Origin of the sequence: Candidatus Caccoplasma merdavium, assembly GCA_018715595.1 — a bacterium.
GTDB classification, from domain to species: domain Bacteria; phylum Bacteroidota; class Bacteroidia; order Bacteroidales; family UBA11471; genus Caccoplasma; species Caccoplasma merdavium.
Window position 1 is genome coordinate 1 of sequence record DVLI01000009.1, and the last position, 15,559, is coordinate 15,559.

The 15,559-nt window shown below is 58.2% G+C and carries 11 protein-coding genes; 4 read left to right on the top strand and 7 right to left on the bottom strand.

Going from position 1 to position 15,559, the window contains the following annotated elements; all coding sequences use genetic code 11:
• Nucleotides 1-684 precede the first annotated feature (684 nt).
• Nucleotides 685-1,233 (bottom strand): DJ-1/PfpI family protein, encoded by a 549-nt coding sequence (locus tag IAD09_02590; protein HIT81116.1) that lies wholly within the window; start codon nucleotides 1,231-1,233, stop codon nucleotides 685-687.
• Nucleotides 1,234-1,595: 362 nt separating this feature from the next.
• Between IAD09_02590 and aroC the strand changes: the two genes are divergently transcribed.
• From aroC to IAD09_02605, 3 genes are read left to right on the top strand one after another with little or no spacing between them, the layout of a single operon-like run.
• Nucleotides 1,596-2,669, top strand: coding sequence for a chorismate synthase (aroC, locus tag IAD09_02595; protein ID HIT81117.1), 1,074 nt, complete (start codon nucleotides 1,596-1,598; stop codon nucleotides 2,667-2,669).
• 11 nt (nucleotides 2,670-2,680) lie between these two features.
• Nucleotides 2,681-4,039: a dipeptidase gene (locus tag IAD09_02600; protein HIT81118.1), complete on the top strand. Its 1,359-nt coding sequence runs from the start codon at nucleotides 2,681-2,683 to the stop codon at nucleotides 4,037-4,039.
• Nucleotides 4,039-4,974 (top strand): TIGR01212 family radical SAM protein, encoded by a 936-nt coding sequence (locus tag IAD09_02605; GenBank protein HIT81119.1) that lies wholly within the window; start codon nucleotides 4,039-4,041, stop codon nucleotides 4,972-4,974. The genes IAD09_02600 and IAD09_02605 overlap by 1 nt, the downstream gene beginning before the upstream one ends.
• 110 nt (nucleotides 4,975-5,084) lie before the next feature.
• Here the strand turns inward: IAD09_02605 and IAD09_02610 are convergent, their stop codons facing one another.
• Nucleotides 5,085-6,515: a hypothetical protein gene (locus tag IAD09_02610; protein HIT81120.1), complete on the bottom strand. Its 1,431-nt coding sequence runs from the start codon at nucleotides 6,513-6,515 to the stop codon at nucleotides 5,085-5,087.
• Nucleotides 6,516-6,740: 225 nt separating this feature from the next.
• Here IAD09_02610 and lpxB point away from each other — a divergent pair, with 225 nt between their 5' ends.
• Entirely contained in the window at nucleotides 6,741-7,880 is a 1,140-nt protein-coding gene (gene lpxB, locus IAD09_02615; protein ID HIT81121.1) for a lipid-A-disaccharide synthase, read from the top strand.
• Here the strand turns inward: lpxB and IAD09_02620 are convergent.
• The 5 genes from IAD09_02620 to IAD09_02640 form a co-directional block, all read right to left on the bottom strand.
• Entirely contained in the window at nucleotides 7,877-8,929 is a 1,053-nt protein-coding gene (locus IAD09_02620) for an ABC transporter ATP-binding protein (GenBank protein HIT81122.1), read from the bottom strand. The two genes, lpxB and IAD09_02620, sit on opposite strands and share 4 nt — an antisense overlap.
• Nucleotides 8,929-9,954: an iron ABC transporter permease gene (locus tag IAD09_02625; GenBank protein HIT81123.1), complete on the bottom strand. Its 1,026-nt coding sequence runs from the start codon at nucleotides 9,952-9,954 to the stop codon at nucleotides 8,929-8,931. The genes IAD09_02620 and IAD09_02625 overlap by 1 nt, the downstream gene beginning before the upstream one ends.
• The gene (locus IAD09_02630) at nucleotides 9,951-11,081 is read right to left on the bottom strand and encodes an ABC transporter substrate-binding protein (GenBank protein HIT81124.1); all 1,131 of its coding nucleotides are present in this window, start codon (nucleotides 11,079-11,081) and stop codon (nucleotides 9,951-9,953) included. The genes IAD09_02625 and IAD09_02630 overlap by 4 nt, the downstream gene beginning before the upstream one ends.
• A gap of 202 nt (nucleotides 11,082-11,283) precedes the next feature.
• Nucleotides 11,284-12,462: a TolC family protein gene (locus tag IAD09_02635; protein ID HIT81125.1), complete on the bottom strand. Its 1,179-nt coding sequence runs from the start codon at nucleotides 12,460-12,462 to the stop codon at nucleotides 11,284-11,286.
• Nucleotides 12,455-15,550 carry an efflux RND transporter permease subunit gene (locus tag IAD09_02640; GenBank protein HIT81126.1) on the bottom strand — a complete coding sequence of 1,032 codons (3,096 nt, stop codon included), beginning with the start codon at nucleotides 15,548-15,550 and terminating at the stop codon, nucleotides 12,455-12,457. The genes IAD09_02635 and IAD09_02640 overlap by 8 nt, the downstream gene beginning before the upstream one ends.
• Nucleotides 15,551-15,559: the final 9 nt, after the last annotated feature.

Sequence of the window (15,559 nt, forward strand, 5' to 3'; positions counted from 1 at the left end):
AGTTAAACCTGATCACGCCGATGGTACTGCGCAAGCGGGAGAGTAGGTAGCCGCCCCCTCAGCGCCGGAGACAGAAGTCCCCGGCGCTTTTTTTATATCCCCACACCCCACGCCCTGCTGCCGCCACCAACTAACAGCCCTGTACAGCCCAACAAGCCACCGCCGGACCCAACTGCCAGCCCCCCAGCCAATACAGCCACCAACAGCTGCCAACCACCCCCAACCAGTCTTCCCTACAACAGACACACGCTACACTGCCAGGCAACCCACAGACAGCCCATAGCAGACACTTAAAACACCCCGACCCACATCCTCCCGCAGTTAGCAAGAACAGAGACGCCTCACAGATTCGCAGACCCATGGCAGGTACATACAACTATCGCCCGCAACACGTACGCATTCGTTTCTTCTACCGATGTGCCACCACCGCCAATGTATTCCCCGTGATGAGTGTGAGCTCCACCTCCATTGTGAAACATTATTTTTATCGTAATATGTTTGTAATTAGTATGTTGTGATTTGAGATAACAAGAACGCCGATACCATACTGATGCAGTCTGCTGGTGTTTGTCTGTCTCCGAGGTCTTGCTTTTAGCTGCGATTCTTAAACCTTTTGTTCTGTAAAAAAAGCGATAGCCCTAGCTGTCATGCAAGGGCTATCGCTTGTGTTTCCATGTGGGAATATTAATCGAGCAGCATACCCTTGCGCACCTCTTCGATGACGGCATCGCCTTGTGATTTGCGGATAAGGGTCGATGCAAAGTCGATTGCGGCGGCCGGGCCTTTTCCGGTAACGATATTGCCGTCGGTCTCGACCATGCGGCCGGTGACCGTGGCACCGTGCAGCATCTCTTCAAAACCGGGGTAGCATGTGGCTGCCCGATTTTCGAGTATGCCGTTGACACCCAAAACGAAAGGTGCGGCGCAGATGGCGGCTAAGGGTCTGTCTGCTGCTGCGTGAGCTTTCAGTGCGTTTACCAAAGGGGCGCAGCCACCCAGGTTTTTCGAGCCGGGCATTCCGCCGGGGAGTATGAGCCACTCGGCCTCGGCAAAGGGTACTTCGTCGAGAAGCATATCGGCCGTAACGGGTATGTGGTGGGAACCGGTTACGGTTTTGTTGCCGGTAATCGATACGGTGCGGATTTCCATGCCGGCACGGCGCATCATGTCTACCACGGTGAGGGCTTCGACTTCTTCAAAGCCTTCGGCCAAGAACAGATAAGATAGTTTCATTGCATTTCTTTTTTTTGAGATTTATATTCAAGTATGGTTATCGTATTGAAGCCCGGTAAAGCGGTTGAACCTTGGAATGGCGTTTGTTTCCAACCTGCTTTAAAAATATGGCGAAAGGAGAAAACAGAGACAAACAGAAACAACATTTCGATGTTTGACTATGCCGAACCGAATCCTATTAGGTACAAATATAAGCAAAGCCCGTTGAAAAAATGTCGGCGCCGGCATAAAAAATCGTATAGATTTGAAAAAGATATTTTTCGCAGTCCGGGATAAAGAGTTCCAAAATTGCAGGGTAGAGGCAGTCGGTGTTTGCATAAAATGATTATCTTTGTCGAAGAAGCATTAATGGCAATTGCAACATGAACAGTTTTGGAAATATATTCCGGCTCACCACGTTCGGCGAATCCCACGGAAAAGGAGTGGGTGGCGTAGTCGATGGTATGCCGGCCGGTATAGAGATTGATACCGCATACATACAGCAGGAACTCGACCGCCGTCGTCCCGGGCAGTCGTCGATTGTTACGGCCCGCAAGGAGAGCGACAGCGTGGAGATTCTTTCCGGCGTTTTCGAGGGGCGCACGACGGGTACGCCGATAGGTTTTGTGGTCTATAATCAGGACCAGCATTCGTCCGACTACGACAACCTGCGCGCCTGTTACCGGCCCTCGCATGCCGACTATACCTATACGATGAAATACGGCCTTCGCGACCATCGGGGCGGCGGACGCTCTTCGGCGCGTGAGACCCTCTCCCGTTGTGTGGCGGGAGCCTTGGCCAAGGCCGCCTTGGCGCATCTCGGCATTCGCGTGTGTGCCTATACTTCGCAGGTGGGCTCCATAGCGTTGCCGGGCTGTTATACCGATTATGATTTGACCCGCATCGACGACAACATCGTGCGTTGTCCCGACGCCGAGACCGCCCGGCGCATGATCGAGCTCATCTCTGCGGTGAAGGCCGACGGCGATACCATAGGCGGTGTTATTACCGGCGTCGTACAAGGCGTGCCCGTAGGATTGGGCGAGCCGGTGTTCAACAAGTTGCACGCCGACCTGGGGGCGGCCATGCTGGGCATCAATGCCGTCAAGGGCTTTGAATATGGCATGGGTTTCGAGGGCGTACAGTACCGGGGCTCGCAGATGAACGATGCGTTTGTCGTGCGCGACGGCCGCGTGTCGACCGCGACCAACCATTCGGGCGGCATTCAGGGCGGTATTTCCAACGGACAGGATATTTACTTCCGCGTGGCCTTCAAGCCCGTGGCTACGTTGCTGCGCGACGTCGAGACCATCGACCGCGACGGCAATAGCGTCGTGGTCAAGGCGCGTGGCCGCCACGACCCGTGTGTCCTGCCCCGTGCCGTGCCCGTCGTCGAGGCCATGGCGGCCATGGTGGTGCTCGACCACTATCTGATGAACAAGACCAAACACCTTTAAACTTTACAGATATGGACATCAACTCTTACATCGAGGCTCATAGTGCCCGATTCTTTGAAGAACTCTTTTCGCTCATTCGCATTCCCTCCATCAGTTCCGACTCTTCCCGCCGGGCCGACATGGAGGCTTGCGCCGCCCGTTGGCGGGAGTTGTTGCTGGCTGCCGGTGTCGACCGTGCCGAGGTGATGCCCACGTCGGCCGCACCGGTTGTTTTTGCCGAGAAGATAATCGACCCGGCTTGGCCTACGGTTCTCGTTTACGGCCACTACGATGTGATGCCGGTAGAGCCCCTCTCGTTGTGGAAGACCGAGCCTTTCGAGCCGGTTGTCAAGGACGGGATTCTCTACGCCCGCGGGGCCGACGACGACAAAGGTCAATCGTTTCTCCAACTCAAAGCCTTTGAATACGCCCTTCACGAGGGCCTCTTGCGCTGCAATGTGAAATTTATCATCGAGGGCGGCGAGGAGATAGGTTCGCCCGGAGTGGAGGAGTTCTGCCGCGAACATACCGACCTGCTCAAAGCCGACATCATTCTGGTTTCCGACACCAGCATGGTGGGAGCCGATATTCCCTCCATCACGACCGGATTGCGGGGCTTGTCTTACTGGCAGGTCGAGGTGACGGGCCCCAATCACGACCTGCACTCGGGTATCTTCGGCGGGGCGGTGGCCAATCCCGTGAATGTGCTCTGCAAGATGATTGCCGCACTGACCGACGCCGACGGCCGCATTACCCTGCCCGGCTTCTACGACGATGTCGAAGAGGTGTCGCGCGAAGAGCGCGATATGCTGGGGGCGGTTCCCTATGACGAGGAAAAATACAAGGCCAATGTAGGGGTAAAGGCCCTTTTCGGAGAGAAAGGTTACACGACGCTCGAACGCACGGCCATACGCCCCACCTTTGATGTGTGCGGTATTTGGGGCGGCTACACGGGCGAGGGCGCCAAGACGGTACTTCCCTCCAAAGCCTATGCCAAACTCTCGTGCCGTCTGGTGCCGCACCAGCAGCACCACAAGATTGAGCAGCTGATGATCGACCACTTCAACCGCACGGCACCCGATACCGTGCAGGTGAAGATAGAGGCCATACACGGTGGCGAGAGCTATGTGTGCCCCATCGACCTGCCGGCCTACAAGGCGGCCGAGAAAGGCTACGAGGAGGCTTTCGGCAAACGTCCGCTGGCTGTGCGCCGGGGGGGCAGCATACCCATCATTGCCGTCTTTGAGCAGGTGCTGGGCATCAAGTCGATACTCATGGGCTTCGGCCTCGAAAGCGATGCCACCCATTCGCCCAACGAGAACATTCCCGTCGATATCCTGCACAAAGGTATCGTGGCCATTGTCGGATTCTATAAAAACTTCGGACACTGATGGCGGCAGATGCTTCTCGACCGCTTTATGCCGACATGGGCAGCTACCTGGCCGCCCGGTTTCCCTATAAGGTACAGAAAATCTCGCTTCATGCGGGATTTTCTTGTCCCAACCGCGACGGTACCAAAGGACGCGGCGGCTGCACCTATTGCAACAACCAGACGTTCAGCCCCGATTACTGCCACACCGGGCGGAGCATTACCGAACAGCTCGACGAGGGTATCGCTTTCTTCGCCCGCAAGTATCCCGACATGAAATACCTGGCCTATTTTCAGGCTTACACCAATACCTACGGGGCCACACCTTATCTGGCGGCCTGCTACGAGGAGGCGTTGGCACACGAAGGGGTGGTGGGGCTCATCATCGGCACGCGACCCGACTGCATGCCGCCCGACCTGCTTGCCTATCTCTCCGACCTGGCACGCGACCGTTATCTCATGGCGGAGTATGGCATCGAGAGCACCTGCGACGAGACGCTGGTGCGCGTCAACCGGGGCCACGACTACGCCTCGGCCGTCGATGCCGTGCGACGCACGGCCGAAGCCGGCATACCTGTGGGGGCGCACATGATATTGGGTCTGCCCGGCGAGAGCCGCGAAACGATACTTTCTCATGCCGGACGTCTGTCGGCCCTTCCCCTCACGATGGTCAAACTGCACCAGTTGCAGCTCATTCGGGGCACCCGGCTGGCCCAGGAATATGAGCAGGGTCTGGCCGACATATATCCCTACACCGTGACGGAGTATGTCGACCTGGCCATCGACTTCATCGAGCGGCTGCGCCCCGACATCGTCGTCGAGAGGTTTGTCTCCCAGTCGCCCGATGCGCTGCTTATCGCGCCGCGCTGGGGCTTGAAGAACCACGAGTTTACGGCACGCCTCCTGCAACGTATGCGCGAGCGGAATACCTGGCAGGGACGCCTTTGGACGGAATGATGCGACCGAAGTTATTCTCCCGGAAAAAATAAAAACGGTTCTCTTTTTCAAAGAAGAGAACCGTTTTTTATGGGTGGTGTGTGGACGGTGTGCCGTTTCCGGTTGTCGGCTTACTCCCCGTCGAGGGTGGGTGGAGTGTAGTTGCTGGCACCGATGTCGGGTCGGGTACCGTCGGTGGGGCGGGGCTGTCCGTAGAGGTCGGTGGCCGTCGAGTCGTTGAGGTAGGCCGTACTGCCGGCTTCGCGGGCGGGCGACGACTCGGTGATGCGGAAGTCGAAGACATACTCCTCACCCGTGGCGACGAAGAGGGGGTCTTGCCCCCAAAGACAGTCGATGAAGTTCTCGTCGTTCTCCCCGTTGGCTTGCAGCAGGCAGTGGTCGAACGTGATGGGTAGTCCTTCGATGTCGGCCGGTTCCATGAGTGTGCTGCGCGAGGTAAAGATGCTGTTGGCCATGAAGAAGCGCGGCTGTTGTTCCGGTGCCACGGTGTCGGCCGGCGCATGGGCCGTCAGGGTAAGGGCGGGAGCCGATATGATATCCCAGTTATAGAGGTTCGACACGGTGCAGTGTATCCATTCCGAGCGGCAGGCGGTGAGGTGCAGCAAAGCGCCTCCGGCGTTGGTGAGCTGGCAGTTGTAACCGCTGACCTGGGCGTATGAGGCCGATAGCAGGTGCGAGGCCGCGTTGTGTATGATGCTGTGTTGCAGGGTGAGCTTGGGTTGGGTCACGTCGCTCGAATCGATGCGTATGCCCCACGACGACCCGTGCATGTCGACATACTCCCAGCGGTTGCCGTAACTCTCGGTGCCAAACCGCACGCCGCCCCACTGTCCCGAGTAGTAGTCGTAGGGCAGGTTGGGAAACACGTTGTCGGTGCGGTCGCCCCGCAGCACGACGTGCAGCGAGTCCGACCCTTCGGCCAGCATGCGTCCGTCGATGCGGATATATGCCTTGTCGTGCAGGTAGAGGGAGGTGCCTTCGGTGAGGGTGAGGGTGGCACCGGCACTTACGACGAGACTGTCGTAGATGAGGAACGGTCGCTCACGGGTGAATGTGGTGTCGGTCGTGATGATTTTCCCGCCCCGGTACACAACGGCGTTCTGCCCGTAGGCTTCGAGTTTCACGTCCTGTCGCACCCCGTTGGTGAGGAATACGATGGAGTCTTTCACCAGGAAGGGGGTCGCTTCGTCGGTGGGGTCGATGTTGGCCTCCACAAAGACGTAGAGGCTGTCGCGGGCGCTCAACTCGATGGCGCCGATGTCGGGACCTTTTTCACCGTCGACGTTGATGAAGAAACCCGAATGTCCGGCGTCGGCCAGTCGCACCGATTCGATGCGTACCGCCCGGCTGTTGCGGTTGTAGACGCGGAACGACATCGTGGCCGTACCCTTGTCGGTGAAGATGGTGTCGAACTTCACGATGTCGGTCGAGAACGACAGCAGATGCGACGGGTTGTCGGTGAATCGCTCGTCGAAACAACTTGTCGCCAGGAGAGCGATGGCACACATGGCTATGCCGGTGAAAAAAGATTTTACATTCATGACGCTTACATAACGGGGTTTGTGCCGCTTTATTGTGTCCGCCCGGGTTTTGTCCCGGCCGAAAGATTCTTCCTTAATTGAAAAACTCTGTTTTCACTGTTCTCTTCTTTCGCTATTTTTGCAGGAGAGGCGGGAGGCGGCTTGGCATAGCCCTATTTGAAAACTTCGTTTCTATTTGTCTCTACGTTCTCCTTTGTCTATATTTGTGTCAAATATTTTTCGCGTATGAAATATTATCTCATTGCCGGTGAAGCCTCGGGCGACCTGCACGCCGCCCATCTCATGCGGGCTATTCTTGAAAATGACCCGCAGGCCGATTTCCGCTTTTGGGGCGGTGATGCCATGCAGCAGGTCGGCGGCACGTTGGTGCGCCACTACCGCGAGATGGCCTATATGGGATTTGTGCAGGTGGCTTTGCACCTCGGTCAGGTGTTGCGCAACATTGCCTTGTGCAAGAACGATTTGGCGGCTTATCGCCCCGATGTGTTGATTTTGGTCGACTATCCCGGTTTCAACTTGAAGATAGCCCGGTATGCCAAGGAGACGTTGCATCTGCCGGTACATTATTATATCTCGCCCAAGATATGGGCATGGAAGGAGCATCGCATCGTAGGGATAAAGCGGTATGTCGACCGCATGTATTCGATATTGCCCTTTGAGGTGGAGTTCTATCGCCGGCATGACTATGAGGTCGATTATGTGGGGAATCCCACGGTCGATGAGTTGTCGTCGCGTCGCGATGCCGATGAGACTTTTGCTCACTTCACGGCCGAGAATCATCTGCCCGACAAGCCGATTATCGCCCTCCTGCCCGGCAGCCGGCTGGCCGAGATTAAAGACAACCTGCGCATCATGATTGCCGCGGCTTCGGCGTTTCCCGATTATCAGATGGTGATTGCCGGCGCACCCGGTGTCACGCCCTCGTTTTATGACCCCTATCGGAGCGACGGTCGGGTGTCGATTGTTTTCGGGAAGACCTATCGGCTCCTCCAACAGGCTCGGGCGGCGCTGGTGACTTCGGGAACCGCCACGCTCGAAACGGCTCTGCTGCGCGTGCCCCAAGTGGTCGGCTACTATATGCGCGGCGGGCAGTTTACCTATTCGCTGTTCCGTCCCATGATAAAGGTCGATTATGTTTCGCTGGTCAATCTCATTGCCGATGCGCCCGTGGTGCCCGAATTGCTGGTGCACCACTTCTCGCCCGACGAGGCACGCCGCCATCTGGCGCCTCTGCTCGACGACACTCCCGAGCGTGCCGCCATGTTGCGCGGATACGATGAGATGGCCGCCCGTCTCGGAGAGCCCGGTGCGCCCGAACGTGCCGCCCGTCTCATCGTGGAGAGTCTGACGGCGCGGAGCCGTTAGCCCTTCAACTCCTTTACGGCATCGGCGAGGGCGGCGAATGAGTCGAGCGCGAGTCGCTTCGCGCCGCTCGTGAGAGTGATGCGGTCGTTGGCTTCGATAGAGATATAAGGAATTTTGTCGCTTGTGCGGGCGGCCTCCTCTCCCGGGGAGGTCGCCTTGTCTTTGTCTATGAGGCAGGAAAATCCGTTCCGGTTCAGCAGGTTGATGCCCCAGTGCAGGAGGGTGGCGTTGTCGGCCCGCAGCATGACGGGCGAGCAGCTGTGCACGAGCGGGTAATAGCTGCCGTGCTCGGGGTCGAACCGGATTGTGTCGGAAGGGAAGAGGCGGTCGAGTCGTCCCGAGAGAATCAGGTCTTCGGTAACGCCGCATTCCAGTCCGTATTGCGGGGAGAGCAGCCACAGGCGGTCGGCCAGTACCAGAGCCTGTTCCACGTCGTGGGTCGAGAGAAGAATCGTTTTCCCGCACTCCTCGGCCAGCCGGTGCAGCAACATCATGGTCTCGATGCGGCTGGGCAGGTCGAGAAAAGCGGTCGGCTCGTCGAGCAGTATCACATCGCTTTCCTGTGCCAGGGCTTTGGCGATGAAGGCTTTTTGCCGTTCGCCGTCGGAGAGTTGCGAGAGGTAGGCGTCGCGTTTGTGGGCAATACCTGCCAGCGCCATGACCTCTTTCACGCGTTCGCGGTCGTGCCGGTCGAGCCGCCCGAAGAACCCGGTGTAGGGATAGCGACCTAGGGCGACCAGTTCGTGCACGCGCAGTCCGCCGGCCATGTGCTTCTCGGTGAAGACGACCCCGATGCGTTGGGCCCGTTCCTGTTCGGAGAGGGCTGAAAGGTCCTTGCCGCCGAGCCTGATTTCGCCGCTGAGGCACGGTTGGGTGGCCGACATGGTGCGCAGCAGCGTCGATTTGCCGGCGCCGTTGATGCCGAGCAGGGCGGTCAGTTCACCCCGGTACAGGGAGAAATCCATGTCGGAGAAAAGAATGGCCCTTTCTTTCCCTTCGCGGTATCCGAGCGTTACCCGGCGGCCTTCGATGACGGCGGTGGTATTCATCAGTTGAAATATTGAATTTTCCGTTGGTTCACAATGACATAGATAATCACCGGCGCGCCGAAGAGCGGTGTCACGGCGTTGAGCGGGATAATGCCGAGTTCGCCCGGCAGGACGCAAAGCAGGTTGCACAGCAATGCCACGACGCTGCCCGTGAGCATGGTGGCCGGAACGACCCAACGGTGGTTCGACGATTGCAGCAGCAGTCGGGCGATGTGCGGGACGGCCAGCCCGATGAAGGCGATGGGCCCGCAATATGCCGTCACGACGGCGGTGAGCCAGCCTGTGCAGAGGAGCAACCCGATGCGGGTGAGGCGTACGTTCACGCCTAGGTTGGCGGCATAGCGTTCGCCCAGCAACAAGGCATCGAGCGGCTTGATGAGCAGCAGGGCGCCGACGAGCCCGATGAGTGTGGCTATGGCGAAGAACGGCATTTGTGCCATCGATATGCCCGAGAAATCGCCCAGCCCCCAGATGGTATAGGAAAAGACCCCTTCGGCCGTGGCGAAAAAGTTGAGCAGCGAGATGGCCGATGAGGTGATATATCCGACCATGATGCCGATGATGAGCAGCATGACGTTGCTTTTCACCATCGAGGCGAACGCAATGATGACGCCCAGCACCACGATGGCGCCGGTCATGGCGCCGGTGAGTACCGCCAAGGTGCCCGAGAGCATGAAACTGCTGCTTCCGATGCTCCCGCCGAGCAGGAGCATGACAATGGCTACACCCAGTCCGGCTCCCGAGTTCACGCCCAGTATCGACGGCCCGGCCAACGGGTTGTTGAAGGCCGTCTGCAACATAAGTCCGGCCGTGGCCAGCGAGGCGCCGGCAAGGAGTGCCGTGATGGCTTGGGGCAATCGCGATTGCAGCACGATGAAATCCCAGCCCGGTTTTTCCGAGCTTTTGCCCAGGCAGATGTCAATAACGGCGTCGAGGGGGATTTTTACCGACCCCCATGCCAGATTGGCCAGCACGAGCAGGAGCGTGAGTGCGGTTGCAAGGAGTAGAAAAGTGCGGGGTTTCATGGTTGCAGGCGATGGTGATAGCGACATGTTTCACCGGGCAGGAGCTCGGGGTGAAAAATGAGAATGAAATCTTTCAGAAGCAGGTCGGGGTGAAGCGGCACCTCTTCGAAAAAATGGTTGTGGGAGAGGTTGCAGCCGTAGATGTGACCTTCGGAAAAGGCTTTGAAACGGGTATATGGGGCATATTCCGATGCCAGGGTTTGCCGTGTCATGCTGTCGGGGGCCGAATATTTAAACAACCAAAAGTCGGCTTCTGCGGCTCGGTCGAAGACCGATTCGAAGGTCAGCGCCAACGACCCGGCATGGTGGTCGTCTTTCCAGAGATAGTCGGCGCCGGCATCGGCAAACAGGCGCGCCATGTAGCTCTTCCCGCCCGGCACAAACCACGTCGCCCCGGTTTTCTTCTCGGCAACCACGGTAGGACGGGTTTTTACGCCCGTGACACATTGCCCGAGATTGAGGTAGGCTTTTTCGATTTCGTCGAAAAGGGAGTCGGCTTGCGCTTCCCGGTCGACAAACAAGCCGATGAACCGTATCCACTCGGCGCGTCCCAAGGGGGTGTTCTCCATGTAGTCGGCACATTCGATGAGGGGCACGTTCAGTTTTTCGACACGTCCGTATCCGCAGTTCTCAAAGGGCGAGGTGAAGATAGCCTCGGGTGCGAGGGCAATGATTTTCTCCACATCGGGAGCAAACGAGTTGCCCACGTCGATGATGCGTCGCTCCGACAGTGCCGCGCGCAGGGTCGTGTTGGCGATGTATTCCGATTCGCACACGCCCGCGATGCAGCCGGCCGCACCCAGTTCGTCGAGCATGGTGCCGTGCACGGCCGAGTAGACAATCGTGCGGTCGACCGGCGTGCGCACCACGGTTCCCGCGGGGAGGTCGGCCGGCAGGTCGGCCTTTTTGTCGACCAGTACATAGCGGTGCAGCAGGCGGGTCGTGTCCCACGGGTTGCGCACGTCGGCTATCGTGTAGCCGGCATGGCGGGTTATCTCAAACCCTTCGGCATATTTTATTTCCGTACTTCTGCCGTTGTTGTCGGCCGTCGTTCCGTTTTGGCAGGAGAGGGTGGCCAACGCGAGAAACAAGAGGCAGCAAAATGCGGTGATGCGGGAACGTGTCATGGACATGATGGGTTATTCGGGTCTCAAAGATACGGAAAGCGCCGCGTAGTGGCAAGGAGAAAACAAAGTTTTAGACTTCCGACAGGGGGCGGGGCATCACTTTGTGGGCAATTCCGTTGCGGATTGACAAAAAAGACACTCCATCGCGCCCCGATGGCCGGGGCGCGATGGAGTGTCTTGTCGCCGCTTTTCGGCTCGATGGTTAAAGGTTCAGCGCGTTGATTTGGGCAATGACCCTGTGCAGGTCGCGTTCGAGGGTGATGCGTTGCAGCTTTACTTCGTAGAGTGCGTTTATCTCGCTCAGGAAATCGGTCTCGTTGAGCACCCCGGTGCGATAGGCTTCGTTGATGTATTTCATGGCCGATGCCTGTTGCAGGTCGATGCGGACAAATCGTTCGAGCGTGGTTTTCAGCGTGGAGTATTGTCCGTATAGCTCTTTCAGGGTCGATTCCCTGTCGATGCGTTCGCTTTCGAGAAGCGCGTCGGCATATTCGATTTGGGCTTTGGCCCGTTTTATCTCCCGACGGCTTTTCCACAGCGGCAGGGAGATGCCCACGATGACGCCGTTGAGTTTCTCTTCGCCGCCTATCTCGTGGTGGTATCCTACGGTGATGCCGGGCAGGGCACCCGAGCGGCTTACTTTCAGTCCGGCCTCGGCTCCCCGTTTTTCGGCGTGTAGGGCCAGCAGTTGCGGTGCGCGGGTCTCATACTCTTTTTGCATGACTTCAAACGGCAATACCTCTTCGGGTATCGAGAAAACGGAATCGGTGAATACAACGGCGTGCCCTCCGTTCAGGTTTTGAAGCCGTTCGAGCGCGCTTTTGAGTTCGACCCGTTTCAATCCGCATTGGTTTTGCATGTTGGCCCATTCTATGTCGGCCCGGTTTTTTTCGAGGCTCGACACTTCGCCTTTTTCCAGCGCCTTGCTCATGGCCCGGGCCATGCGATGGGAGTTCTCGGCCCGTTTGTGCAGCAATAAACACTCTTGCCGCAGGGCGATGATGTCGATGCAGAGCAGTTTGGCTTCGAGCAGCAGTTCCTGCCTGAATGCGTTCAGTTCATGTCCCAGTTGCTCTTCGCGGGCCAAGACCGCTTTGCGCCGGGCAAAATAGGCGGAGGGGAAGTCAAATCCTTGGGTGACGTTTATTTCCGAGACCGGTTCGCCGCCTCCTTTTTGCCACGAGTGCATATATTCCACTTCGGGACCTTCGGGCATGTTCCCGGCTTTCGCTTCGAGCCGTTGGGCCTTGTCCAGCTTTTCTTGGGCACGCAGGGCGGCGTTGTTGGCTTCGATGCCGCGCAGTATGTCGTCGATGTCCTGAGCCTGTGCCTGACCGAACAGCATGACCGACATGATGCTTGCTATAAATAATCTACGCATGGGATTTTTTCTTTGAGTTTAAAAACAGGTAGACGGTAGGTATGACAAATATGTTGAGCAGGGTCGAGCTGATGAGGCCGCCGAGGATAACCTTGGCCATGGGGCTCTGTATCTCGTTGCCGCTGATGTCTCCCCCCAGGGCCAGCGGAATGAGGGCCAAGGCCGACGACAGCGAAGTCATGAGTATGGGGTTGAGACGGTCGAGCGAACCTTGCACGATGCTCTCTTTCAGGGAGATGCCTTCGTGGCGTAATTGCCCGTAGTGCGATACCAGCAAGATGCCGTTGCGCACGGCGATGCCCAGCAGCGAGATAAACCCGATGATGGCCGGAATGCTCACGATGCCCGAGGTCATGGCGATGGCTGCCACGCCGCCGATGAGGGCGAGCGGCAGGTTTATCATGATCATGCCCGAGAGCGTTAAACTCTTGAACTCTTGGAAGAGAAGCAGGAAGATGACCAGCAGGGCGATGGCCGAGGCAAAGGAGAGGGTGCGGGCGGCCGATTGCTGGCTCTCAAACTGTCCGCCATACTCGATGTAATATCCCTGCGGAAGTTCGACCGCGCTTTCGATGGCCGAGCGTATCTCTTCGACGGCACCGCCCAGGTCTCCGCCCGTGACGTTGGCCGAGACGACGATTTTGCGTTTCACGTTTTCCCGGTTCACGGCGTTGGGACCCGATGTCGATACGATGTCGGCGATCTGGCTCAACGGCACTTTTCCGCCGTCACCCGTGTCGACCAGCAGGTCGCCGGTCTCCTCGATGGTGCGGCTGTGCCCGTCGCCGACCTTGACCGTGAGGTCGAACGTGGCATTCCCGTCGTAGATTTGCGAGACGATTTCCCCATCGAGAGCCACACGCACCCACTGTGAGAAATCGGCAAGCGAGATGCCGTAGCGGGCCAGCATCTCCCGGCGTGGAATGATTTGCAGCTGGGCGCGTTCGACCTGCTGCTCGACCATCACGTCGGCGATACCTTCGACCGATGAGATGGCCCGTTTGATTTCCTGCCCGAGGGTGTACATCTTGTTCAGGTCTTCGCCAAACAGTTTGATGGCGATGTTGGCCTGTGTGCCCGAGAGCATGGCGTCGATGCGGTGGGAGATGGGTTGCCCGATTTCGAGGTCGATGCCTTTTATGGCGCCGAGGCGGGCACGCACATCGGCCAGGAACTCTTCGCGGCTCCGCTTGTCGAGGACAAAAGGCGCTTCTATCTCCGAGGTGTTCACGCCGAGAGCGTGTTCGTCGAGTTCGGCGCGACCGGTTTTGCGGGCCACGGTCTGTATCTCGGGAATTTCGAGCAGTATCTCTTCGGCCATGCGCCCTATCTTGTCCGACTCTTCGAGCGAGATGCCGGGCAGGGTGCTTACGTTGACGGTGAGGGAGCCTTCGTTGAAAGGCGGCAGGAAGCTGCTGCCCAGGGTGGTGTATAGCATGACGGCTCCGACAAAGAGGAGCACGGCGCCCCCGATGACCAGACGGCCGTGGTGCAGTGCACCTTGCAGGGCGCGGCGGTAGATTCTTTTGAGGAAACGCGACAGCGGTGCCTCGTTCTGGTGGCTGCGCAAGGTCTTTTCCGAGGTGAGCATGTAGCTGCACATGACGGGCGTGAGGGTCACGGCAACCACCATCGAGGCGAAGAGCGAGACGATAAACGAGATGCCGAGCGGCCGCAGCATGCGACCCTCCATGCCGCTGAGGAAGAAGAGCGGGACAAATGCCACGATGGTGATGATGGTGGCGTGCACGATCGAGGTGCGTATTTCACGCGAGGCGTCGTAGACCACTTGCAGGACGGGACGCCGCTCCGCTTTCGGCCGGGCATGGTTTTCCCGCAGACGCTTGTAGACATTCTCCACGTCGATGATGGCGTCGTCGACCAGCGAACCTATGGCGATGGCCATACCGCCGAGGCTCATCGTGTTGATGGTGAATCCCAGTCCTTTCAGTGTGAGAATGGCGGTGAGCAGCGAAAGCGGCAGGGCGACGAGCGAGATGAGGGTGACGCGCCCGTTCATGAGGAAGAAGAAGAGTACGATGACGACAAACAGGGCACCCTCCCACAGTGAGTGGGCGATGTTGTCGATGGAACTTTCGATAAAGCGCGACTGCCTGAAAATGTCGGTCGATATATGCACCTCGGGCAGCGTCTTTTGCAGCTCGGCAAGGGTCATGTCGAGTTGCTCGGTGAGTTCCAGCGTGTTGGTGGCCGGCTGTTTGGTGACGGTGATGAGTACTGCCGGGCAACCTCGTTCCGACGCTACGCCGAGCTTGGGCGACTTGTTGCCGATGACCACGTCGGCGACATCGCTCAGCACGATGGGTTCGCCGCTCTCCGCAAATTTGATAAACCCTTTGGCTATTTCGTCGGCATCTCGGTCGGCCACCATGCCGCGCACGACATATTCGTTGCCGTATTCGTAGATGACTCCGCCCGAGGCGTTGAGGTTCATGTCACCGGTGGCGGCCAGAATCTCGGCCAGCGACACGCCGTAGCGGCGCATACGTTCGGTCGACAGTTGTATCTGGTACTCTTTGAGGTCGCCGCCGATGACCGAGACTTGTGCCACACCGCCCGTCGAGAGGAGGCGGGGACGAATGGCCCAGTCGGCAATCGTGCGCAGTTCCTGCATCGACAAGGAGTCGGAGGTGAGTCCCACAATGAGTATTTCGCCGAGTATCGACGACTGGGGCCCGAGGGTGGGCTGTCCGGCCGTCGTGGGCAGTTGCTCGCCGATGGAAGCGAGTTTTTCCGAGACGATTTGTCGGGCGAGGTAGATGTCGGTGTCCCAGTCGAATTCAATCCACACGACCGAGAATCCGTTGGTCGACGACGAACGCACCCGGCGCACGTCGGTGGCTCCGTTCAGCGCCGTTTCGATGACAAACGTTACCGTGCGTTCCACCTCTTCGGTGGCCATGCCGGGGGCTTCGGTCATGACGACCACGGTGGGGGCGTTCAGGTCGGGAAACACGTCGACCTCCATGCGTGAGGCTGTGTAGATGCCCGTTACCGTGAGCAGCACGGCAATGGCGACAATCAACAGCCGGTTGTGAAGGGAGAAATTGATTATCTTGTTGAGCATGGCGGTGAC

Bases quoted from the DNA above. Each gene is read 5' to 3' on its own strand.
- IAD09_02590 (HIT81116.1), bottom strand. From the start codon at position 1,233: ATGAAACTATCTTATCTGTTCTTGGCCGAAGGCTTTGAAGAAGTCGAA.
- aroC (HIT81117.1), top strand. From the start codon at position 1,596: ATGAACAGTTTTGGAAATATATTCCGGCTCACCACGTTCGGCGAATCC.
- IAD09_02600 (HIT81118.1), top strand. From the start codon at position 2,681: ATGGACATCAACTCTTACATCGAGGCTCATAGTGCCCGATTCTTTGAA.
- IAD09_02605 (HIT81119.1), top strand. From the start codon at position 4,039: ATGGCGGCAGATGCTTCTCGACCGCTTTATGCCGACATGGGCAGCTAC.
- IAD09_02610 (HIT81120.1), bottom strand. From the start codon at position 6,515: ATGAATGTAAAATCTTTTTTCACCGGCATAGCCATGTGTGCCATCGCT.
- lpxB (HIT81121.1), top strand. From the start codon at position 6,741: ATGAAATATTATCTCATTGCCGGTGAAGCCTCGGGCGACCTGCACGCC.
- IAD09_02620 (HIT81122.1), bottom strand. From the start codon at position 8,929: ATGAATACCACCGCCGTCATCGAAGGCCGCCGGGTAACGCTCGGATAC.
- IAD09_02625 (HIT81123.1), bottom strand. From the start codon at position 9,954: ATGAAACCCCGCACTTTTCTACTCCTTGCAACCGCACTCACGCTCCTG.
- IAD09_02630 (HIT81124.1), bottom strand. From the start codon at position 11,081: ATGACACGTTCCCGCATCACCGCATTTTGCTGCCTCTTGTTTCTCGCG.
- IAD09_02635 (HIT81125.1), bottom strand. From the start codon at position 12,462: ATGCGTAGATTATTTATAGCAAGCATCATGTCGGTCATGCTGTTCGGT.
- IAD09_02640 (HIT81126.1), bottom strand. From the start codon at position 15,550: ATGCTCAACAAGATAATCAATTTCTCCCTTCACAACCGGCTGTTGATT.